At 56.5% G+C, this 21,999-nt stretch carries 21 protein-coding genes; 13 read left to right on the top strand and 8 right to left on the bottom strand.

Features of this window, described 5'->3' with window-relative positions; all coding sequences use genetic code 11:
- Positions 1–48: 48 nt before the first annotated feature.
- Both IPN69_12215 and IPN69_12210 read right to left on the bottom strand, forming a co-directional pair.
- Positions 49–1,884 (bottom strand): PAS domain S-box protein, encoded by a 1,836-nt coding sequence (locus IPN69_12215; protein ID MBK8811481.1) that lies wholly within the window; start codon positions 1,882–1,884, stop codon positions 49–51.
- Positions 1,877–3,277 carry a sigma-54-dependent Fis family transcriptional regulator gene (locus tag IPN69_12210; protein ID MBK8811480.1) on the bottom strand — a complete coding sequence of 467 codons (1,401 nt, stop codon included), beginning with the start codon at positions 3,275–3,277 and terminating at the stop codon, positions 1,877–1,879. Before IPN69_12210 ends, IPN69_12215 begins: the two co-directional genes overlap by 8 nt.
- Before the next feature lie 344 nt (positions 3,278–3,621).
- Here IPN69_12210 and IPN69_12205 point away from each other — a divergent pair, with 344 nt between their 5' ends.
- Together IPN69_12205 and IPN69_12200 are read left to right on the top strand one after the other, a co-directional pair.
- Positions 3,622–4,785 carry a methionine adenosyltransferase gene (locus IPN69_12205; protein ID MBK8811479.1) on the top strand — a complete coding sequence of 388 codons (1,164 nt, stop codon included), beginning with the start codon at positions 3,622–3,624 and terminating at the stop codon, positions 4,783–4,785.
- Positions 4,786–4,969: 184 nt separating this feature from the next.
- Positions 4,970–6,250 carry an adenosylhomocysteinase gene (locus IPN69_12200; protein MBK8811478.1) on the top strand — a complete coding sequence of 427 codons (1,281 nt, stop codon included), beginning with the start codon at positions 4,970–4,972 and terminating at the stop codon, positions 6,248–6,250.
- 239 nt (positions 6,251–6,489) lie between these two features.
- On the opposite strand, the gene IPN69_12195 is transcribed toward IPN69_12200, so the two are convergent.
- The 6 genes from IPN69_12195 to IPN69_12170 form a co-directional block, all read right to left on the bottom strand.
- The gene (locus tag IPN69_12195) at positions 6,490–8,784 is read right to left on the bottom strand and encodes an LptF/LptG family permease (GenBank protein ID MBK8811477.1); all 2,295 of its coding nucleotides are present in this window, start codon (positions 8,782–8,784) and stop codon (positions 6,490–6,492) included.
- Between the two features lie 6 nt (positions 8,785–8,790).
- On the bottom strand, positions 8,791–9,534 hold the full coding sequence (gene recO / locus IPN69_12190) for a DNA repair protein RecO (protein ID MBK8811476.1): 744 nt from the start codon (positions 9,532–9,534) through the stop codon (positions 8,791–8,793).
- 3 nt (positions 9,535–9,537) lie between these two features.
- Entirely contained in the window at positions 9,538–9,708 is a 171-nt protein-coding gene (locus tag IPN69_12185) for a hypothetical protein (GenBank protein MBK8811475.1), read from the bottom strand.
- On the bottom strand, positions 9,705–10,085 hold the full coding sequence (locus tag IPN69_12180) for a hypothetical protein (protein MBK8811474.1): 381 nt from the start codon (positions 10,083–10,085) through the stop codon (positions 9,705–9,707). Before IPN69_12180 ends, IPN69_12185 begins: the two co-directional genes overlap by 4 nt.
- 121 nt (positions 10,086–10,206) lie before the next feature.
- Positions 10,207–11,385, bottom strand: coding sequence for a DUF1343 domain-containing protein (locus tag IPN69_12175; GenBank protein MBK8811473.1), 1,179 nt, complete (start codon positions 11,383–11,385; stop codon positions 10,207–10,209).
- Between the two features lie 9 nt (positions 11,386–11,394).
- Positions 11,395–12,132: a gamma-glutamyl-gamma-aminobutyrate hydrolase family protein gene (locus IPN69_12170; GenBank protein MBK8811472.1), complete on the bottom strand. Its 738-nt coding sequence runs from the start codon at positions 12,130–12,132 to the stop codon at positions 11,395–11,397.
- Positions 12,133–12,190: 58 nt separating this feature from the next.
- Between IPN69_12170 and hslV the strand changes: the two genes are divergently transcribed.
- From hslV to IPN69_12115, 11 genes are all read left to right on the top strand, one after another.
- On the top strand, positions 12,191–12,748 hold the full coding sequence (gene hslV, locus IPN69_12165) for an ATP-dependent protease subunit HslV (GenBank protein MBK8811471.1): 558 nt from the start codon (positions 12,191–12,193) through the stop codon (positions 12,746–12,748).
- Between the two features lies 1 nt (position 12,749).
- The gene (gene hslU / locus IPN69_12160; protein ID MBK8811470.1) at positions 12,750–14,150 is read left to right on the top strand and encodes an ATP-dependent protease ATPase subunit HslU; all 1,401 of its coding nucleotides are present in this window, start codon (positions 12,750–12,752) and stop codon (positions 14,148–14,150) included.
- 110 nt (positions 14,151–14,260) lie between these two features.
- Positions 14,261–15,250, top strand: a complete 990-nt coding sequence (locus IPN69_12155; GenBank protein MBK8811469.1) for a hypothetical protein — start codon at positions 14,261–14,263, stop codon at positions 15,248–15,250.
- Positions 15,251–15,253: 3 nt separating this feature from the next.
- Complete coding sequence (locus IPN69_12150) at positions 15,254–16,021, top strand: fumarylacetoacetate hydrolase family protein (protein ID MBK8811468.1); 768 nt, start codon at positions 15,254–15,256, stop codon at positions 16,019–16,021.
- 13 nt (positions 16,022–16,034) lie between these two features.
- Entirely contained in the window at positions 16,035–16,685 is a 651-nt protein-coding gene (fsa, locus tag IPN69_12145; protein ID MBK8811467.1) for a fructose-6-phosphate aldolase, read from the top strand.
- A gap of 110 nt (positions 16,686–16,795) precedes the next feature.
- Positions 16,796–17,218: a MarR family transcriptional regulator gene (locus IPN69_12140; protein ID MBK8811466.1), complete on the top strand. Its 423-nt coding sequence runs from the start codon at positions 16,796–16,798 to the stop codon at positions 17,216–17,218.
- A 114-nt stretch (positions 17,219–17,332) separates the two neighbouring features.
- Positions 17,333–17,785, top strand: a complete 453-nt coding sequence (locus IPN69_12135; protein ID MBK8811465.1) for a universal stress protein — start codon at positions 17,333–17,335, stop codon at positions 17,783–17,785.
- Between the two features lie 3 nt (positions 17,786–17,788).
- Positions 17,789–18,277, top strand: coding sequence for a DUF402 domain-containing protein (locus tag IPN69_12130; protein ID MBK8811464.1), 489 nt, complete (start codon positions 17,789–17,791; stop codon positions 18,275–18,277).
- A 14-nt stretch (positions 18,278–18,291) separates the two neighbouring features.
- Positions 18,292–19,854 (top strand): acyl-CoA carboxylase subunit beta, encoded by a 1,563-nt coding sequence (locus IPN69_12125; protein ID MBK8811463.1) that lies wholly within the window; start codon positions 18,292–18,294, stop codon positions 19,852–19,854.
- A gap of 87 nt (positions 19,855–19,941) precedes the next feature.
- Positions 19,942–21,102, top strand: coding sequence for an alanine racemase (alr, locus tag IPN69_12120; GenBank protein ID MBK8811462.1), 1,161 nt, complete (start codon positions 19,942–19,944; stop codon positions 21,100–21,102).
- Complete coding sequence (locus IPN69_12115; GenBank protein ID MBK8811461.1) at positions 21,071–21,736, top strand: lysophospholipid acyltransferase family protein; 666 nt, start codon at positions 21,071–21,073, stop codon at positions 21,734–21,736. The genes alr and IPN69_12115 overlap by 32 nt, the downstream gene beginning before the upstream one ends.
- The last annotated feature ends 263 nt before the right edge of the window (positions 21,737–21,999 follow it).

The raw sequence follows: 21,999 nt of genomic DNA, 5'->3' as shown, positions 1-21,999 counted from the left end.
TCGATGTTTCCCGGTCCGCTTCCGAAGCGAGCGCCGACTCCGACAACGTCAACGGACGCGTGGCGTGTTTTCGCCAAGCGGAAGAATGATCGTAAATGTCGAGCCCTTCCCCGGAACCGATTCGACGGCGCAATCGCCACCGTGCGCGCGTGCGATTCGCTTGACCGCGGTAAGTCCGAGCCCTGTGCCGTCGTTCTTCGAGGTCTTGAACGGTAGAAATATCTCGTCGTGTTTTGCGGTTTCGATTCCGCACCCGTTGTCGGACACACTGATCAACGCGGCCTTGCCGTCAGATTCGAGTGCAACCGTCATCAGCCCGTTCGGACGGTCGCCGATCGCGTCGCCGGCATTCAGGATCAGGTTCAGAACGGCATCCTCTATGCTTGACTCGTCGTGCGGCACCAAAAGATGATTCTCGGGAAGTACGAGGCGAATCGGTTCCGCGCCGCTCCGCTGTTGGTGAAACTGATACGACGCGAGTTTGACGGCACGTCTGATCGTGTCATCGAGAGCGGCGCGCCTGATCTCGACCGGTTTCGGCCTCGAATTCCGCAGAAGCATCCTGACGGTACGGTCGATCCTGTCGATCTCGCTTCGAACGCTCTCCAAGATCTCCGATTCGTCCGATTTGACGGCCCGCCGCCGCTCGAGAAGGATGTCGACGACTCCCTTGATCCCGGCGAGCGGGTTTTTGATCTCGTGCGCCAGTCCGGCCGCAAGTTCGCCGACAAGCGCCAGTTTGGCCGAACGCGACAGCTTCGACTCGAGACGTCGCCTGTCCGTGACGTCGCGGGAGGTTTCGATCACCGTCAAACGGCTCTCGTCGTGCCGCATCACGTGCTGGCGGCTTTCGACGATCACATTTTCGCCGGTGCGCGTCGTTTGGATCAGCTCGCCTTCCCAAAACCCGTTCCTGCCGAGATCGGCGACGAATTGCCGGAACGACGTCGGATATTCGGTCTTGAGCAGTTCCCTGACTTCCCGTCCGATCGCTTCGGCGGCGGTATAGCCGTAAAGCTTCTCGGCATTGGCGTTCCAGGAAACGATGCCCTCGTCCGGGTTCCATATGAAAATGGCGTCGTACGTCTGCTCGAGGAGCTGATTCTTCTCGCGTATCAGTTCCTCGGCCCGCTTTCTTCCAGTCACGTCCCGGTAGAATATGGCAAGTCCGTCTTCCCAGGGAAACGCCCTCAATTCCAGCCAACTTCCGTTTGGCTTATAGAATTCCTCGAAAACGATTTCCTCCCGCTTTGCCATCGCTTTCCGGAACTCCCGTTCGAACCGCGTTCCGACCGCATCCGGGAACACCTCCCACATATCGCGGCCGCGAAGCTGTTCGATCGTGCTTCCCAGGTATCGCTCGGCGGCCGGATTGATGTAGATGCAGCGAAAATCGCGGTCGAGCGAGATGAATGCTTCGCTGAGGCTCTCAAGGATTCCCGTTTTCTGTTTCTCTTCACGCGCCAGCCGACGGATCAATTCCTGGGAAGATGCCTGCTCGCCGGATTTACGGGCAGTGATGTCGCTTCGTACCGACAGGAACTTCACGGCCGCACCGTCTTCATCGAGGAACGGGATGATCGTCGTGTCGAGCCAGAAAAACTCCCCGTTTTTCGCACGGTTGCGCACCTCGCCGCGCCACGTGTGCCCGCGCCTGATGCTCCTCCAAAGGTCCCTAAAAAAGGTCTTCGAATGAAACCCGGAATTGATGGTGGCGTGCGTCTTACCAACCAACTCGTCGCGCCGATAGCCCGACAACTCGCAGAATCGGTCGTTCACGTGCGTGATCACGCCGCGCGCATCCGTGATCGACACGACGAGTGGAACATCGAGCGGTGCGTGCAAATCGTGCAGCTCGTTCAGAAATGGATCATTTTCAGACATTTACTGGCGGACGTCGCATTTTTTTGAGGTGATATCGAACACGATCCCTCGAGATTCCCAGGAGCTCTCCGGCACGCGTGACATTCCCGCCGGTTTGCGCCAAAGCCTTCTCGATGAGCAAATGCTCGACCTCGTCGAGCGGCAGGCCTTCGGGCGGAAACGAGATGTAGCGCCCGACGGCGCGTTCGACGCCGGCATTCAATCCGGATTGCGAACGGTTCGACTCAAGCAGATCCTTAGGCAGATAACGGAGCGTAATCTCGTCACCGTCTTCAAGGATCATCGCACGTTCAATGGCGTTTCGGAGTTCGCGCACGTTGCCGCGCCAGGTGTAATTGACAAAGGCTTTCTCCGCCTCTCGCGAGAGTTTTTTCGGACCTCCCGGACGCGTGCCGAGCGTTTCGATAAAATGCGCCGCGAGGCGCAGGACATCCTGCCCGCGCGATCGGAGCGGCGGGATATCAAGCTGGATGATCGAGAGGCGATAATAGAGGTCGAGCCGAAAGTGTCCGGTTTCGCTTTCTTCCCGCAAATCGCGATTCGATGCGGCGATCACGCGGACGTTGAGGTTGAGATCCTTCAAACCGCCGACCCTCCGAAAGTTCCCTTCTTCGAGAACGCGCAGGAGTTTTGCCTGAAGCGAGAGGTCGATCTCGCCGATCTCGTCGAGAAAGAGCGTTCCGCCCTCGGCCTGCTCAAAGAGCCCCTCCTTTCGGGACTTGGCATCGGTGAACGCACCCTTTTCGTAGCCGAACAACTCGGACTCCATCAAGGTTCCGGGAATCGCGGCGCAGTTGATGGCGACAAACGGCCGCGCCGCGCGTCCCGATGCAAAATGAATCGCCTTGGCGACCAGGTCCTTGCCCGTCCCGGACTCCCCTTGAAGGAGAACGCTCGAAACACCGCTCGCCGCGACCTTTTCGGCGAGCGATTTCATCTCTGTCATTGCCGGGGAGTCGCCGATGATCTGGTCGAACCCGAAATCCTTCGAACGCTCATTCTGAAACCGCATCAACGTTGTGCGGAGCTCGCGCGTTTCGATCGAATTCCGAATCGCCAGGCGGATCTCATCGAGATTGAGCGGTTTGCCGATGAAGTCGTATGCCCCGGCCCGAAGCGCCGCGATGGTATCGTCGACGAGCACGTTCGCGGTGATCATTATCACTACCGAGTCCGGATGCGCGGTCTTGATCTCGCGAAGGAGATCGAGACCGGATCCGTCCGGAAGGTTAATGTCGAGAAGGGTCACCGACGGATGCTCGGTTTCTATGATCTCACGCGCGCCGCGTACGTTCGCCGCCTCAAGCGTTTGATAACCCCAGCCGCGCAAGGCTTCGCTGAGAGTCCAGCGGATGAGACGTTCGTCGTCGACGACCAATATCTTTTCATTCATCTGAGCCACCCCTTTGAAACTAGCCGCGACGAAATCCAATCCAGCGGCAGAGTTTTTCTGATATACCGAAAAGCAACCCGCAATAACCGTACCCGTCGGTGCGGACCGAAAAGAGCGCCGTTTTTGGTGAATTTCGCCCTCCGTGTTCCGCGCTTCGGGTAATTTTTCGCGGCGAACCGGGTTGAATTCCCCGATTTGGTCATTCGGGCTCGTACCCACGGCTTTCGAATCGTTTTTGTAAACCCGGCCCTTTTGACACTTTCATCCTAAGAAGTTAAAATTTTGGTTTTGTTATTCTAACCTGAATAAAATATTTTTCTCTAAGGAAAGGAGCTTTAAATAACTTGAGCAACGCTAACTTTTTATTCACTTCCGAATCCGTTACGGAAGGCCATCCGGACAAGATCGCCGATCAGATCTCCGATGCGGTTCTCGACGCGATCCTCGAACAGGATCCGATGGGACGCGTGGCTTGCGAAACGCTCGTCACGACCGGTCTCGCGGTCATCGCCGGAGAGATCACGACGAATGCGTCTGTCAATTACAAGAAGATCGTCCGCGACACGATCGACGACATCGGCTACAACGATGCGTCGTACGGTTACGACTGCAACACCTTGAGCGTCATCGACGCCGTCGGAACGCAGTCGCCGGACATTTCGCAGGGCGTCGATACCGGCGGCGCCGGCGACCAGGGACTTATGTTCGGGTTTGCGTGCAACGAAACTCCGGAACTGATGCCGCTTCCGATCCAACTCGCTCATAATCTGACGAAGCGCTTGTCGGATTCGCGCCGTTCGGGGGAACTCCCGTATCTTCGGCCGGATGGAAAATCCCAGGTGACGATCGAGTATCGTGACGGACGACCGTTCCGCTGCGAGGCGGTTGTCATTTCGTCCCAGCATTCCGATGACGTGACGACCGAGCAACTTCGGGCTGACGTTATGGAGAAGATCATAAAGACAACCGTCGCGCCGGAACTGCTTGACGAAAATACGAAATATCACATCAATCCGACCGGACGTTTCGTCGTCGGCGGCCCGATGGGTGACGCCGGACTGACCGGACGCAAGATCATCGTTGACACCTACGGCGGCTACGCACCGCACGGGGGCGGCGCGTTTTCGGGCAAGGATCCGACGAAGGTCGACCGTTCGGCGGCTTACATGGCGCGCTACATTGCGAAGAACATCGTCGCCGCCGGACTCGCCGAAAAATGCACGGTCCAGCTGGCATACGCGATCGGGGTGGCGGAACCTGTTTCGGTTCTCGTAGACACGCACGGAACGGGGCGGGTCGAAGACGAAAAGCTTTCGGAGATCGTCCGCAACAATTTCAAGCTGACGCCGAGCGACATCATCGAGGCGCTCCAGCTGCGTCGCCCGATCTACAAACAGACCGCGAAATTCGGCCATTTCGGAAGAACCGACAACGAATTCACGTGGGAAGTGACCGATAAGGCCGAGAAGTTGAGGACGGACGCCCTCGGAGCGGCGTCGGGAGTCTAGTCATTTGCGATTTTGGATTTTCGATTTGCGATTGTTTTCCTGAGGCAGAGATATGGTCTCTGCCTTTTTCGCAACAAACAACAGCAGACTCAATTCCGAAATCCGAAATCCGAAATCCTAAATCCGAAATCCGAAATCCGAAATCTAAAATCTAGAATCTAAAATCTAAAATCTAAAATCCGTTATGGCACAAGAAGGAATATCAATGGAATACGATATCAAAGACATCAGCCTTGCTCCGCAGGGCAAACAAAGAATCGAATGGGCGGACCGGGAGATGCCCGTTCTGCGCTTGATCCGCGAGCGCTTTGAAGCTGAGAAGCCGCTCGCCGGCATTAAGCTCGTCGCCTGCGCGCACATCACCACCGAAACGGCAAATCTTGCGCGCACGCTGCAAGCCGGCGGCGCGGAAGCGATTCTGATCGCGTCCAACCCGCTGTCAACCCAGGACGACGTCGCGGCTTCGCTCGTCGCCGATTGGGGAATTCCGGTTTTCGCCATCAAGGGCGAATCGACCGATACCTATATGAGGCACGTCCGTATGGCGCTCGATTCGAACCCGAACATCATCATTGACGACGGCTCGGACGTCGTCGCGACGATGCTCAAGGAAAAACCGGAACTGTCGAAAACGATCATCGGAACCACCGAAGAGACGACCACCGGAATCGTCCGTTTGAACGCGATGGTCAAGGCAGGAGTGCTTAACTTCCCGTCGATCGCCGTCAACGACGCGCAGACCAAGCATTTCTTTGACAACCGCTACGGTACCGGCCAGTCGACGCTCGACGGGATCATCCGCGCGACCAATATTCTGCTCGCCGGCAAAACGTTCGTCGTCGTCGGCTACGGCTGGTGCGGAAAAGGCTGCGCGATGCGCGCCCGCGGAATGGGCGCGAATGTCGTCGTCACCGAAGTCGACCCGATCAAGGCGATCGAAGCGGTGATGGACGGAATGCGCGTGCTGCCGATGTCGGAAGCCGCCAAGGTTGGCGACTTCTTCGTGACCGTCACCGGGAACCGCCACGTCATCGACCGCGAACATTTTGAGGCGATGAAAGACGGCGCGATCGTCTGCAACAGCGGCCACTTTGACCTCGAACTCAACCTCGACTCGCTCCGTGATATGTGCGAACCGGTTGCCAAACGCCGGCCGTTCGTCGAAGAGTATCGCTTCAAGGACGGATCAAAGAGCGTCATCGTTCTTGGCGAAGGCCGACTGATCAACCTTGCAGCGGCGGAGGGCCATCCGGCGAGTGTGATGGATATGTCGTTCGCCAACCAAGCGCTTTCGGCCGAATACCTTGTCAAGAATCAGGGCATCCTCGGGGCCGGCGTTCACGTTCTGCCTTCGGAAGTGGATCAGGAGATCGCGTCTTTGAAACTCCGTTCGCTCGGAATTTCGATAGATACCCTGACACCGGAAATGCTCGAGTATATGTCGAGCTGGGAAACGGGAACCTAGATCAGTGCATAGTGCAATTCAGTGCATAGTGCATAGTGGAAAGTGCATAGTGCATAGTGCATAGTGGAAAGTGCATAGTGGAAAGTGCATAGTGGAAGACGGTCTAAAGCCGATTCACTATGCACTTTGAACTTTGCACTCTGCACTGCATTGCACTTTGCACTATGCACTGCATTGCACTTTGCACTATGCACTGCATTGCACTCTGCACTGCATTGCACTTTGCACTCTGCACTGCTTCACGTCCGTACTTTCGTCAGAAGGTAGATCCCAAGTGCCGAGAACAACGCGAGAGGAATCCAAACGGCGACCGCCGGCGGCAGGCTTCCACCCAACGCGGATTGCTCAAAACCGCTTGCGACCGCCATATAGACCAGCCACACGGCTACCGCGAGTCCAACGGTAAGGACCTTTCCGCGACGATTCAACGAAAGGGCGAAAGGTGCCGTGAAAAGCGCAATGAGGAGCGGAAGGAATGGCGTCGAGTATTTCTTGTTCAATGCGACGCCAAGTGAACGCACCTCCGATTCCGCGTCGGCTGAGGCCAAACGCTTCGATGTTTGCGCCGAACTCATATGATTCGGCTTCTCGCTCAGATTTCCAAACGGGTTATCGGATTCGGAAACGCGCATCTCGGCCCGGGCCTCTTCGACCGCCGTATTCCCTTCAAGGCGAATCTGTGTCCCTTGCTTCAAAATGACCTCGCCGTTCGCCCATTCCGCCGTCGTCGCCCGCAAGACGCTTTCCGTCCGATGATCATCGTCCCGAAACTGGTAGATCGAGATGTTTCTCACCGAATCTACGGCCGCCCCGCCGCCGGATGTTTCAAATGAGTAGATCCGTGAACGCGTCGCAACCCATATCTTGCCATCCGTTACCGAACTTGTGCCGCGGTTTCGTATCTGCGAGCGCAACTCATCCTGCCGCTGATTCGTAAAGGGCGCGACGAACTCCTGGACGCCCCAATTGAAAAGTCCGACAAGCATCATAAAGACGAAACACGGAGCCAAAAGCCGATAGAGGCTCTGTCCTGCCGCGGCCCACGTCACGATCTCGTTGCTTCTCGACTTGATGACGAACGTCGCGAGCGTTGCGATCATCAGAGCCGACGGTGCCAGTTGCAGGTACAGGAACGGGAGCAGAAATAGCAGATAACGCAAAAGCAGAGGGATTCCGTCGGGGATCGACCCGGCAAACTTCCAGAGTTCGAACGTCGTGAAGATAAGATAGATCAGCGACAGAAACGTCGTTGTCAACGCAAAATACTTGGCCAAATTCGCCGCGATGTCGAAATCGCGGATGCCCGTGGTCAGATCGAGGTAAACGTTTTCTCTCGCCACCGTCTCCTTCTTCGCGGCCGGCTTGAACGAAAAGAGTCGGGACAATCGGGCTACAAGGCCGTTTCGCATAAATCTCGAAGAAAGGAACAGCCAGGCGATGACCAGAACGCTCAACAGGATCGGCAGGAAACCCGAAAACACGGCTCCGATCCGACCGGTGCGTGTCAACTGTTCGCCGAGGAGCGTGACCAGGTAGTATGAGATCAGGCTGACAAGTGCGAGAAAGATGCCGAATCCACGCCCGCCGCGATTGAAGCGGAGAACCAACGCCGTGCCGAGCAATGCGAAAACCAAAGGCGAAATTGAGAGAATGATTCGTCGCTGCCAGAGTATCTGCGCTTCGACCCGTTCCTTTCCCTCGCTCGAACGCACCAGCTGAGCCAACTCGCCGAGTCCGAGTTCCTCCGGCGTTTCCCGTGATGTGGTGAGTCGGTTGACGATCTCGTCGCGACGCGTCTTGATCGCGAACCGCAACGCCCCTAGTGTCTCAGCCGCGACCTTTTCCGTCCCGCCGATCGACGCCGGAAGGGTGATGACCGAGGCATTGTCGAGCACAAGTTCCGCGATCTCGCCGCCGTTGTTGAAAGTCGAATCGATCCGCCCGCTGCTCGCTGTTATCAGACGCGTTTGACCGGTCTTCTTGTCTTCGGTGTGGATGAAGATATTTCGCCACAGCCCTTTTTCGATCTCCCCTTCCCGGACGTAAACCGTGTAACCGCTGATCTCGGTGTTGAAAACCCCGGGTTCGATCGGTGATTCAAGTTTCAAGAGTGCCGTCCGCAGCGCGATGTTCCGGACGATGCCCGATGCAAACGGTACGCCCTTGAGATTGATGAGGAATGCGAAACCCGCCAGAATCAACCCGAAGACGACGATCGGCAGGGCGATCTGCAGATTCCCGACACCGGCGGCCCTGATCGCCGTCAACTCGCTGTCTCCCTGCATCTTCGAGAGGCCGATCACGACCGCGACCAGAATCGCCATCGGACACGTGAAGGCGACGACACTCGGCAAAAGAGCGAACGTCAGCTGAAAGATAAGGCCCTTCGGTATGTTGATATTGAAGAAAATATCGGCAAACCGGCTCGCCTGCTGAACAAAGAGAATGACGCTCAGCAAAAGCCAGGAAAACAAAAAGTACGGCCCGACATTCGTCAGCAGATACTTCGAAATTTGCCAGCTGATCTTCTTCATTCGTCCCTACTTTTGGCTCCCGGCGGCAAAATTCTCTTTTCCGAGGATCGTCCCGATTATTCGCTTGAGTATCCCCGACAGTGCCGCTGACTCCCCCTCACGATCCTCAGTCATCTCGATAAACCCTTTGGGTGGATACTTTAGCGCAGTCGCCAGGATCTCCCGGATTCCCGCAGGGAGATGGCTCTGTTGCCGTACGCGTTCGCATTTGCCACACGAAAGCCTGAAATCGGCGCGCAATGCTGCATCCTCAGATGAATCCAGAGTCCGCCCGCAGATGCTGCAGGAATCCCACGTTGGAAGATACCCGCCGAGCCGCAACACCCAAAGTTCAAAGTAGGTCACGATGCGGTCGGCCGCTGTCGGATTCGCGGCGGCCGTCTCGATGCAAAGCCGGGTCATTCGGAAAAGCCTGTCGTCCGGATCGAAAGGCGGCGTAAAGGAAGTCAGGATCTCGGAGAAATAGGAGAATCTCCCCAAGACCGTCGGGTCTGACGCATAGTCGAACAACGATTCAACTATCTCGCAGGCCTTAACGGTAACCAGTTCGCGGTCACCCGATTGAAAGAACTCGATTCTGACGACCGAGAACGGTTCGAGACTTCCGCCGAAACGGCTCGTCAGACGTTTCGCCCCTTTTGCCACACCCCGCACTATGCCGTGGGTCCGCGTCAAAAAAACGACGATCTTGTCCGCTTCCGCCAGTGCATAGCTTTTCAACACCAGCGCCTCGGTTTCGTGAAGTCCCATTCGTTACCAGGGAAGAAAATAGAAGACCCAGGCCATTGCCAGACTTATCAGGAAGAACTGAGCGAACGTCTTAAGTCCGTAAAGAACGCGCTCTTTCGTCGAGCCGTCGAAATAGAGCGCGAACGCGACGGACACCAAGATGCTGAATCCCACAAGATATGAAAAATGAATCATTCCTTCCTCCCCGAATTGATGTCCGCCGCGTCCATAACGGCTAGATAATTAAGCAATCCGGCTACTTCTATGAAGCGCCCACCATATTCAAAGGTGGCCCACGCTGCGACACCTTTCGGCGGATCCGAAGCTCCTATAAAACTGATCAGTCCGCCAAGCCCGTTTCCAAGCTTTGCAAAGATGTTCAGCAAATAAAGAAGCGAACCGTCCTTGAACGAAAATCCTGGGTAGTAGAGGCCGCCGCTGTAGGCCGCGATGATGAACATCGTCCAGATTACGCCGCCAATGATCAGTCCACGGACCAATCTGCCCTGAACGATGTGCCCGACTCCCGGCAAAAACCAGGAAATGGCACCGATGGTGAAAGGGTTTTTCATTTCTTCTCTTGAATTAGTTGACAGTTTACATTAATAGTCTGCTTCCCAACAATGTAAACGATCTCCCGATAATACTCCGTAACCGATTGCCAAAACACGCGTTACGATTCTAGAAACAACTTTAATAAATCAAATATCGCCGGCGTCTCGCGCCGAATTCCTCGACTCCGTCCGAACACATAGATCGCAGTTCCTCAAAACTCCCTTTCCGTTCGAACAGATCGCGCACCCTGTTCGTTCCGGCAATTACGTCAAACGGGTTCCGGTCATAGACGTATTCGTACGGCGTGTCTTTCCAAAGGAAATCGCCCGGATAGAGATCGAACAACGCCTTGATCAACGCCAGCCCGGTAAACACGGGCTCGAACGCAAGCCTGTCGGTGACGTGAACGAAAACGCCGCCGCATTCATTTCCCGCCTCCTTTTGAAAGGTCGGCAAGAACTTTATCGGGCGAAAGATAACGCCCGGGAGTTCAAGTGATTTCAAGGCTGACGCAAAAGCGTTCGGGTCAACGAACGAGGCACCGACGATCTCGAACGGTCGGGTGGTCCCGCGGCCTTCCGATAACTTGGTGCCCTCAAAGTAAACCGTTCCCGGAAAGACCAGAGCCGTATCGACCGTCGGCATATTGGGCGACGGCATCACCCACGGGGCATCGGTTTCGTCCATAAAAGCCGACCGGTCCCAACCGTCCATCGCCACCACCTCGAGTTCGCAGCCGATGCCGAATTCTTCGTTGAACATCCTCGCCAGTTCGCCGACGGTCATCCCGTGCCGCATCGGGATAGGGTACATCCCGACAAAGGATTCGTGCCCCGGTTCGAGGACATTCCCCTCAAGCGCGAGACCGCCGATCGGATTGGGGCGATCGAGAACGACGAACCGCTTGCCGTACTTCGCCGCCGCGATCATCGCATTCGCCATCGTGTAAATGAAAGTATAGACCCGGCAGCCGACGTCTTGCAGATCAAAGACCAGAACATCCGTATTACGCAACATCTCTTCGGTCGGTTCCCGCGTTTCGCTGTAGAGCGAATAAACCGGAAGTCCGGTGTATTTGTCGACCCCGTGCGCCGTTTCGATCATATTGTCCTGAACGTCGCCGCGGATTCCGTGCTGCGGGCCGAAGAGCGTCGTCAGATCGATACTCTTATCTTCGAAAAAGAGATCGGCAGCGTGTCTGTAAAGGCGGTCGACGCTTGCCTGATTGCAGATCAAACCGACGCGTCCTTCGAGAAGATCGCGATGCTCCGCTAAACCTCTTTCCAATCCGATTTTAACTCTGTTTAGTTCACGTATTTTCACAGGTTATTTTTCACTCCGTCCGCAGGCGCCGATAAACTCCTCGAAGATTCGTCGAGAGAGTCTGTCGGACTTCCAGGAAAGTTCCGGATGCCACTGAACACCAAAGGCAAAACGTTCCGGGCGCGTATCTTCGATGCATTCGATGACGCCGTCCTTTGCCCAGGCCGTCGCCCGCAGATCGCGGCCCACGTTTCGCACCGCCTGATGATGGTGCGAGTTTACCGTCGCCGTCTCGGCGAGCCGTTTCAATCCCGAATCGGGGGCGATCATCAGGCTGTGGGAGTTGCGCTCGAGCGGAACACCCTGCTCGTGCCGCAAACAATCAGCGATCTCCGATTCGATATCCTGGATGAGCGTTCCGCCGCGCGACACGTTCAAGGCCTGCATTCCGTAGCAGATCGCGAGAAGCGGCATTCCGGTGCGTTCAATATGTTCGAGGACCAACAGATCCGTGTCATCCTTGAGCGAGACCGTTTTTTTGAGCCGCGGCTGCGGTTCGGCACCGTATATCAGAGGGTCAATGTCGGTGTCGCTGCCCGGAAGGAGAACCCCGTCGACCAGTTTCAGCACTTCGCCGATATAGGCCGGGTCCGGGATCAGACTCATATGAAAAGGAACCGCGCCCAAACCGGCGAGCGCTTCGCTGTAATCCCTCCCCAGATAAAAGCGGTTCGTATCGATCTCGAGCCGCATCGTGATGCCGATTATCGGTCGCTTTCCCATAAACTCTTCAATGTTCAAATAACTGGTTATCTTCTGTCAATTTGAGCATTTGGATTTTAGGATTTATCATCGAACAATGTCCCGGAACACTTCACAGAAACGAATCCGCTCGACGACCGTTCTGCTCGTCAGACGCGACGGCCGGATCGCGATGGCCGGCGACGGCCAGGTGACGCTTGGTGAGACCGTTATCAAAGGCAACGCGCGCAAGGTCCGCCGGATCTTCAACGAACGGGTGCTTGCGGGATTCGCCGGATCGACGGCCGACGCATTCACCCTCCTGAGCCGTTTCGAAACCAAACTCGAGCAGTTTCAGGGACAGCTGGAACGTGCCGCGGTCGAACTCAGCAAGGACTGGCGCACGGACAAGTATCTGCGGAGCCTCGAGTCATTGCTCATTGTCGCCGACAAGACCGGCGCTTTCCTGATTTCAGGAAAGGGCGACGTGATCTCTTCGGATGATGGCCTGCTGGCGGTCGGTTCCGGCAGCATGTATGCGATCGCCGCCGCCCGCGCGATGCTCAAGCATACGGAACTGCCGGCGCGAGCGATCGCGCTCGAAGCGCTTTCGATCGCCGCCGACATTTGCATCTACACCAACAACGAATTCGTGATCGAAGAGATTGAGCAGTAATATGGCGATTCTTCTCGGCGGAGAAACAAACCCGCAGCAAATCAAGCTTGACGATCTGACGCCGCGTGAGATCGTTGCCGAACTCGACCGCTACGTCGTCGGCCAAACGGCGGCCAAACGTGCCGTGGCCGTCGCCCTGCGCAACCGCATACGGCGCCAGAAACTGCCGGCGGACATCGCCCGCGACGTACTGCCGAAGAACATCCTGATGATCGGTTCGACCGGTGTCGGCAAGACCGAGATCGCCCGCCGGCTTTCGCGCCTCGCGAATTCGCCGTTCATCAAGATCGAGGCCTCAAAATTCACCGAGGTCGGATACATCGGCCGCGACGTCGAGAGCATGATCCGTGAACTGACGGAGGTTGCCGTCGATATGGCGCGTCAGGTCGCCATCGTCGAAGTCCGGGAACAGGCGGATCTCAACGTCGAGGAGAGAATTCTTGATATTCTCCTGCCGGCCTCGTCTTACGGCTATTCGGATTCTTTCGAATCCGAACTGTCGGAGCCGGCGCCGCCTTCGCAAGCGCGGACGCGGGAAAAACTGCGCGAACAGTACCGCCGCGGGGAACTCGACGACCGCCAGATCGAGATCGAGACCCAGGATCGTTCGAACACGATGATCGACTTCGTGGGCGGTCAGGGAATGGAAGAGATGGGAGTCAACATCAAGGATATGTTCGGCTCGATCTTTCCGGCGAAGACCGTTCGGCGCAAGATACGCATCGCCGAGGCCCGGAGCGTTCTGCTTCGCGACGAGACGGAGAACCTCGTCGATATGGAACAGATCACGCGCCAGGCGATCGAAAAGACGCAGTCTTCGGGGATCGTCTTTCTTGACGAGATCGACAAGATAGCCGGACGTGAATCGGGAAGCGGCCCTGACGTCTCGCGCGAAGGCGTTCAGCGCGATCTTCTGCCGATCATCGAGGGAACGAACGTCACGACGCGTTACGGCCTGGTGAACACCGAACACATCCTGTTTATCGCCGCGGGAGCTTTTCACGTTTCGAAACCATCGGATCTCATCCCTGAACTTCAGGGTCGCTTTCCGATCCGCGTCGAACTCGAGTCCTTAACCCTTGACGACCTTAAGCGCATACTCACGCAACCTAAGAATTCGCTTATTAAGCAATACCAAGCACTGCTTAACACCGAGGGCATAACGCTTGAGTTTAGGGAGGACGCGATCGCGCGAATCGCCGAGATGGCCGTCGAGATCAACGGCGCCACCGAAAACATCGGCGCCCGGAGACTTCACACTCTGCTCGAGAAACTGCTGGAAGAGATCAGTTTCGCCGGCGGCGAACTCGAGCTTAAGCATCAGGTCATCGGCGCCGCGTTCGTTTCGGAACGACTCGGTGAACTCGTTCGTGACCAGGATCTGAGCCGTTATATACTTTAATGCTGTTGCATAAACTAATGCTTAACCAATCTAAAGCGATTAAAAAGCAAACACTGCTAGCGTTTACACTTTGTGCTTTGCTTATTTCCTGCGGTAAGCGGACGCCGCCCGTGCCACCGGTTGAGCGTGTTTCGCAGAAGGCGGAGATCTCGGCGGTCCAGCGCGGGAATCGCATTATTCTCACCTGGACGACGCCGGCGCGGAACGCAGGCGAATCGAGCGTGCTCAACATCGACCGGATCGATATCTACAGGCTGGCAGAACCGCTCGACGCGCCGTTGATGCTGACCGAGGAGGATTTCGCCGCCAGAAGCACGCTGATCGCGACCGTCGACATAGGTATTTCGGACTTTGGCCGGAAGGAAATGACGTTTGAAGATAGTTTGAGTTTCGCAGGTCAAAAGGCGCGGCTTAGATATGCCGCGCGTTACGCCAACAAGTCGGGGCAAAAGGCAGCCTATTCGAACTTCTTCGTGATCGAACCTGCGGCCCGCGTCGCCGGTTCACCCGCAGCCGCCGAGCTTACGCTGTCTCAAGACCAGGTAAACGTTACGTGGCGCGCACCGGCGTCCAACATCGACGGTTCCGAGCCGGCCAACATTCTTGGCTACAACGTTTACCGGGTCGAGTCCGGCGCGTTGCGGAGGCTGAACAAGACTCCCGTCGGCGACGTTTCCTTTTCCGACCGATTCTTCGAGTTCGGGAAATCCTATGCTTATATTGTGAGAACCGTATCGCTCGGCGTGAACGCCCAACCGGTCGAGAGCCTGGACTCGGCGACGCTTTCGATAACGCCGAAGGACACGTTCGCGCCGGCGGCTCCGTCCGCGATCACGATTGCCGCGGCGCCGGGCCAGATCTCCATCTTTTTCGCCGCGAACGCCGAAACGGACGTCGTCGGATACAGCGTTTACCGCTCGACAGATCGCGAATTGGCGCTTAAGGACTGGACACTCCTGACGCAAACGCCGATCGCGACGAACACCTACCAGGACGCAGCGGTCGAGACGGGCAAGGCTTACTTCTACTATCTGACGGCGATCGACCGCTTCGGAAACGTCAGTTCCCCGTCGGAGATCGTCGGCGACAACGTCCCTTGAACTATGAAGATCTGTCACTTTTTGTACAACGAACGCGAATACTGGGGCGCCTTTGAAAATGGCCGGATATTCCCTTTTCCTGAGAACGACGACCTTTCAGAAACGGGCGACGGCCTCAAACTTACGCGCAGCGTCGACGCCGAGCTGGTTGACTTTCTGCCTCCGATGTCGCCTTCGAAGATCGTTTGCGTCGGCCGGAACTACGCCGAACACGCCGCCGAACTCGGAAATCCGATGCCGGCCGAACCGCTCCTGTTTTTGAAGGCGCCCTCGTCGCTGATCACGGAACGCGGGCAGATCGTCATTCCCGTTCAATCGCAGCAGGTTGAACACGAGGCCGAACTGGCGGTCGTGATCTCGAAGGAGTGCTCGAAATTGACGTCCGACGACGATCCGTTCGAATACGTCTTCGGCTACACGTGCCTGAACGACGTCACGGCGCGTGATGTTCAGAGGAGCGACGTACAGTTTACGCGCGGAAAGTCTTTTGACACGTTCTGCGCGGTCGGAGCAACGATCGAGACCGAAGCCGACCCGTCCGACCTGCGGGTCGTCTGCCGGGTCAACGGCGAAATCCGGCAGGACGGAAGGACATCCCAGATGGCATTTCCCGTCGGGTTTTTGGTACGATACATTTCGAACCAGATGACTTTGAGATCCGGCGACATCATCGCCACGGGAACACCTTCAGGGGTTTCGAAACTCAATCCCGGGGACGTCTGCGAGATCGAGATCGAAGGCGTCGGTACGCTTTCAAATTCAGTAACTTGATTCCGAGGAGATTATGAAATTTTTTATTGATACGGCGAATTTGGATGAGATCCGCGAGGCCAACGAACTTGGACTGATCGATGGCGTGACGACCAATCCGTCGCTCGTTGCGAGAGAAGGAAATGTTGACTTCAAAGAACATATCGCGAAGATCTGTGCGATCGTCGAGGGCGACGTTTCGGCCGAGGTCACGGCGCTCGACACCGATGGGATGTTGCGTGAAGGACGCGAGCTCGCCAAGATCGCGCCGAACGTCGTGATCAAATGCCCTTTGACGCTCGACGGCCTCAAGGCGACCCGCGTTTTCCGTTCGGAAGGGACGAAAGTCAACGTCACGCTCTGCTTCTCCGCGGCTCAGGCGCTTCTCGCGGCGAAGGCCGGGGCAACTTATATCTCTCCGTTCATCGGCCGGCTCGACGATATCGGACAGGACGGAATGCAGTTGATCCGCGATATCGTTCAGATCTATGACAATTACGGATTCGCGACGGAAGTCCTTGCGGCCTCGATACGGCATCCGATGCACATCGTCGATTCGGCGCTCGCCGGGGCCGACGTGGCGACGATTCCTTTCAACGTGATTCGTCAGCTCGTCAAACATCCGCTCACCGACAAAGGCCTCGAATCGTTCTTAAACGACTGGAAAAAGAGCGGCCGCGATTAATGTAAGTGCTTTAAGCGGTTGACTTAAGACGTCAACCGCTTTCTTTTGCCTCAACAATTAGCCGGCTAATTGTTATTTCGCGCTTTTTCGTTAGGGCGCTAACTAATTCAATGGATTCAACGGACCCGCAGATCGAACTTCCCGTGCTTTTCGCCCAGGCGGCGTCGGCATTTCGGGTCGGCATAGACAGGCTCTTCGCGCCGCTCGATCTGAACGCCGGGCAGGTCGCGTTGCTGATGATACTTTGGAAAACGGACGGCGGGACGCAGGCGGACCTCGCGCGCGAGTTGGGCGTTTCCGCGCCGACGGTCAACAAGATGGTCCAAACGATGGTCGAACGAGGCTTTGTAACCTCTTCCCGAAGCGCCTCGGATGGCCGTTCGGTATCGGTCCTCCTCACGGAAATGGGCCGGAATGTCGAGGCTGAGGTCGTCGACCGCTGGAAGGAAGCGGATCGGCTTTTCTTCGGCGGGTTCACCGAAACCGAACGACTGATCTTGAAGCAACTGCTCAGTAAATCCAGGCCCGCCTGACCGACTGCCGCGGCGCCGGGATCAGCAAATCGACATGCAATGCGCAATTGCCGAATCTGTCGGTTACGTAATAGACTTAAGACAGAAAGGCATTAAATTCTGGAGACGGCAATTATGAAAGTGATTCTTGCAACCGACGGAACCGGCCACAGTGACGCGGCCGTGAATATCGTCCGCTCCCTGAGTCTCGCCGACGGCGACGAAATCATGGTTATTTCGGTCGTCGATATGGCTGTTCCCCTGGCAATGGACATTTACGCCGGGTATCTGCCTTCGTCGACCGACATCGAGGCGGCGGTCAAGGAAAATACATTGAAGGTTCTGGAGGATACAAAAGACAAAATCGCCGGATACTTCGCCGGCAAAAACGTCACAGTGACGACCGAGGTCCTGCACGGTTCGCCCGAGAGCCGGATCGTTGAAACGGCCGAGGAATTCGGCGCTGACCTGATCATTGTCGGTTCGCACGGTTACAACAGTTGGGAACGGCTGTTGCTGGGTTCGGTTTCGGACTCGGTCGTGCATCACGCTCCGTGTTCGGTCCTCGTGGTCCGCAGCGGCGAATGAACGATGTCTTCGAAGGTCACGATCAACGCGCGAAAATTTGACAATTCAGTACACCGGAGTTGGTCCGCGGAGTTGATCGAGAAGGTAGGTTCGCTTTTGCTCTTCCGCGGTGTCTTCGATTCCGAAGTCGTTCACCCGGAATTGGGCGTTATCGGAGGCGGAACGGTTTCCTACGAGTATTACTGGCTCGACCAATGGTACAACGTGTTCCGCTTTCATCAGCCTGACGGCTCGCTTCGAAACTACTACTGCAACGTTAATCTCCCGCCCAGATATGATGACGGTGTGCTTGATTACGTGGATCTCGACCTTGATGTACTTGTCTGGAGGGATTTCCGCGTCGAACTGCTCGACCGCGAGGATTTTGAGAACAATGCCGGCCTTTACGGATATTCGAACGAGATAAGGGCCGGCGCCGAGAATGCGTTGGTACGGTTGACCGAACTCATCGAACGACGCGAATTCCCTTTTGATTTTAAGGATTCGATTTAATTTTTCAAACAAATATGGACGCGAAAACAAAGCCTATAAACAAACTCGACCGGCTGCACGAGCTATCACTGCAGGCGGAGCAAGGCGGCGGCGCCGCACGCCTTGAAAAACAGCGCAAGGGCGGAAAGATGACCGCGCGCGAACGTGTCGAGTTCTTTCTTGACGAAGGAACTTTCGAGGAATTCGACAAGTTCGTCGCTCACCGTTCGCACGATTTCGGACTCGACGAACAGAAGTATCCGGGCGACGGCGTGATCACCGGCCACGGACTTCTCGACGGCCGGCCAGTATTCGTTTTTGCCCAGGATTTTACCGTTTTCGGCGGAAGCTTGAGCGAAACCCATGCGGAAAAGATCTGCAAAGTGATGGATCTCGCGATGAAGATCGGCGCACCGGTCGTCGGACTCAACGACTCCGGCGGCGCGCGGATCCAGGAAGGCGTCGTCAGCCTCGGCGGTTATGCCGATATCTTCCTGCGCAACACGCTGGCGAGCGGCGTTGTGCCGCAGATCAGCTGCATTCTCGGGCCGTGCGCCGGCGGTGCCGTCTATTCGCCCGCAATTACCGACTTTAACGTGATGGTCAAGAATACTTCGTATATGTTCATCACCGGTCCCGACGTCATCAAGACCGTAACGCACGAGGAGGTTACAAAGGACGAACTCGGCGGCGCGATGACACACAATTCCAAATCCGGAGTCGCGCATTTCGCGGCCGACTCCGATGAGCACGCGCTGCGCCTGACGCGCGAACTTCTTTCGTTTGTCCCGTCGAACAACCGCGAAAATCCGCCGTTCGTTCCGACCAAAGATCCGGCGAACCGTACCGACGTAAAACTCAATTCGGTCGTCCCGGAATCCTCGAATCAACCCTACGACATCCGCGATATCATCAAAAACGTCGTCGATGACAACTACTTTTTCGAGATCCAGGAGCATTTCGCAGCCAATATCGTCATCGGATTCGCGCGTCTGGGAGGTTTCTCGGTGGGAATCGTCGCCAATCAACCGGCGTTTCTGGCTGGCGTCCTCGACATTGACGCGTCGGTCAAAGCCGCGCGGTTCGTGCGTTTTTGCGACTGCTTCAACATTCCGTTGATAACGTTCGAAGACGTTCCGGGGTTCCTTCCCGGCGTCAATCAGGAGCATTTCGGGATCATCCGCCACGGAGCGAAGCTGCTTTACGCTTTTGCCGAGGCGACGGTGCCCAAGATCACGGTCATCACGCGTAAAGCTTACGGCGGGGCGTACTGCGTTATGGCGTCGAAGCATATCCGAACCGACATCAATTTCGCCTATCCCTCGGCCGAGATCGCGGTGATGGGAGCGGAAGGAGCGGTCGGACTTCTATACCGCAAGGATTTGATGGAAACGACGAATCCCGAACAGACGCGCACGGAACTGGTCAATGAATTCAACGACAAATTCGCGAATCCGTATGTCGCCGCCGAGCGTGGTTTTGTCGACGAGGTCATCGAACCGAAAGACACCCGTCCGAAGCTGATCCGGGCGCTGACGCTGCTTCAAAACAAGAGCGAGTCGAACCCGCCGCGGAAACATGGCAATATCCCGCTCTAGAAATCACTTTAAGTGTCGCCACGCAGACACTTAAAGTGATTTCCGAGGCAATTCTCCGCGACCTTAAGTTTTACTTTAAGTCCCGAAATGTCCGACCTTGCTCTTCAACGACCGACCTGGGCCGAGATTTCCCTCGAGAACCTCGGCTTCAATTTCCGTTCGGTCAGGAACTTCATTGGTGATTCCGTAAAATATATGGCCGTCGTCAAGGCCGACGCGTACGGACACGGCGCGGTCGAATGCGCGCGCCGACTGGAGCGTGAAGGCATAGACTGGTTTGGCGTCGCCCTCCCGCAAGAAGGCGTGGAACTTCGACAGGCAGGGATCCGAAAGCTGATTCTGTGCCTGGGGAGTTTCTGGCCGGGGCAGGAAGACCTTCTTCTCGACAATCACATCACTCCGGTCATTTTTGATATCAGGAAGGCCTCGCTCTTCGATCGCGCCGCGTTCATCCGAGGCGTCGTCGCCGATGTCCACATTAAGATCGACACCGGTATGGGGCGCGTCGGCGTGAGGCCGGACGAACTCGACGAGTTCCTCGAAAAGCTTGCCGTGATGCGAAACATACGCGTGGTCGGAGTGATGACCCATTTTTCGGCCGCTGACAACCCGAGCGACGACGAGTTCACCGGGCAGCAGATCGAGCGATTCGAATCCTCCGTTGCGAAATTCCGGGCTCGCGGATTCAATCCCGTCTATCTGGATCTCGCAAACTCTCCTGGAGCGATCGTTCATCCCGCGTCGCGCGGGAATCTGGTTCGGCTCGGCGGGATTCTCTACGGGCTCGGCGACGACGTTTTGCCGCCCGAGGCCGAAAAGCCGCCGCTCAAGCCGGTTATGAGCCTTCATACACGGATTGCCCATCTGAAAACAGTTCCGGCCGGCGAGAGTCTGGGTTACGGGCGAACCTTCGTAACACGGCGCGAGTCGTTGATCGCAACGCTTCCGATCGGCTATCAGGACGGGCTTCCCCGCTCGCTCTCGAACATCGGCGAAGTCATCGTCAAAGGCCGGAACGCCGCCATCGTCGGACGTGTGTCGATGGACTGGACGATCGTAGATGTCACTGACGTCCCGGATGTGGCGGTCGACGACGAAGTCATTATTTTCGGCGGAACGGAACCGGGCTCGATTAAGGCCGAAACGGTCGCCCGTCAGGCCGGCACGATCTCCTACGAGATCACCTGCGGCATCAGCAAACGTGTCCCGCGCATCTATGTTGACGGCAAAGAAAAGCGCCTGGTTTGAAACGGTGTTCCGGCTCTATAACCGCAACCTGCTCCGGCGGCGGTTCTCTTCGCTTCGTGTTCGAAACCTGCAAAGCCTTGCGGACAATGAACTTCCGACCATCGTTTACGCGAATCATTCGAGTTGGTGGGACGGACTCGTCTGCTATGAGCTATTCAAACGTGCCGACTCGGATATGTTCGTCATGATGGAGCAGGAAAACCTGCGAAGGTATCCGCTCTTCCGCAAACTCGGCGCGTTTTCGGTCGACCGGAACAACGCGCGTTCAGCGCTTGCCAGCATCGAATATGCCGCGAAGGTCGCGAAACAGAAGCCGCGTCGCGCCATTCTTATCTTTCCGCAGGGCAAAATTCTGCACTCGCGCTCGCGTCCCTTCGAATTCGAATCCGGCATTGTGAGGCTTGTCGAACGCCTGGTTCCCTGCCGCGTCGTCCCGTTGGCACTATCATACGAATTCGGGCGCGAATTCAAACCCGAGATTTTCGCGACCGTCGGAGAAGGCCTAGTCGCGGGTCCCGGCGAAATCCCCATTTCCCTTGCCGGACTCGCGACGCAACTCACAAACGAGTTGGATGGTATTGAAATGGCACTGAACAACGATCAGTTTGACAATTTCACCGATTTGCTCCGCTAGACCTGTTATCGGACGCGTATGCGGACTGGTTCTGATTTACGATCACGCCCCGCGCCTGCGCGGCTCCGGCAGCCGGGACAATCAGGCGTTCGGCGAAGCCATCGGAATCTCCGCATCCGTCACCGTTCTCCCGTAAGGTTTTTGAATCAAGAATCCGAAGTCGCGGCAGCGACAGTAGATTCGAGCCGTGGGCGTGAGCCCGTCCACGGGAAATCCCCGAATCCTGCATTTTCTTGGTTTGTTCGAAACTGCGAGTTTCGATT

Source organism: Acidobacteriota bacterium, from assembly GCA_016715115.1.
Classification (GTDB): domain Bacteria; phylum Acidobacteriota; class Blastocatellia; order Pyrinomonadales; family Pyrinomonadaceae; genus JAFDVJ01.
The sequence above is the reverse complement of the archived record's forward strand: the minus strand, read 5'-3'. Positions and strand labels throughout refer to the sequence as shown.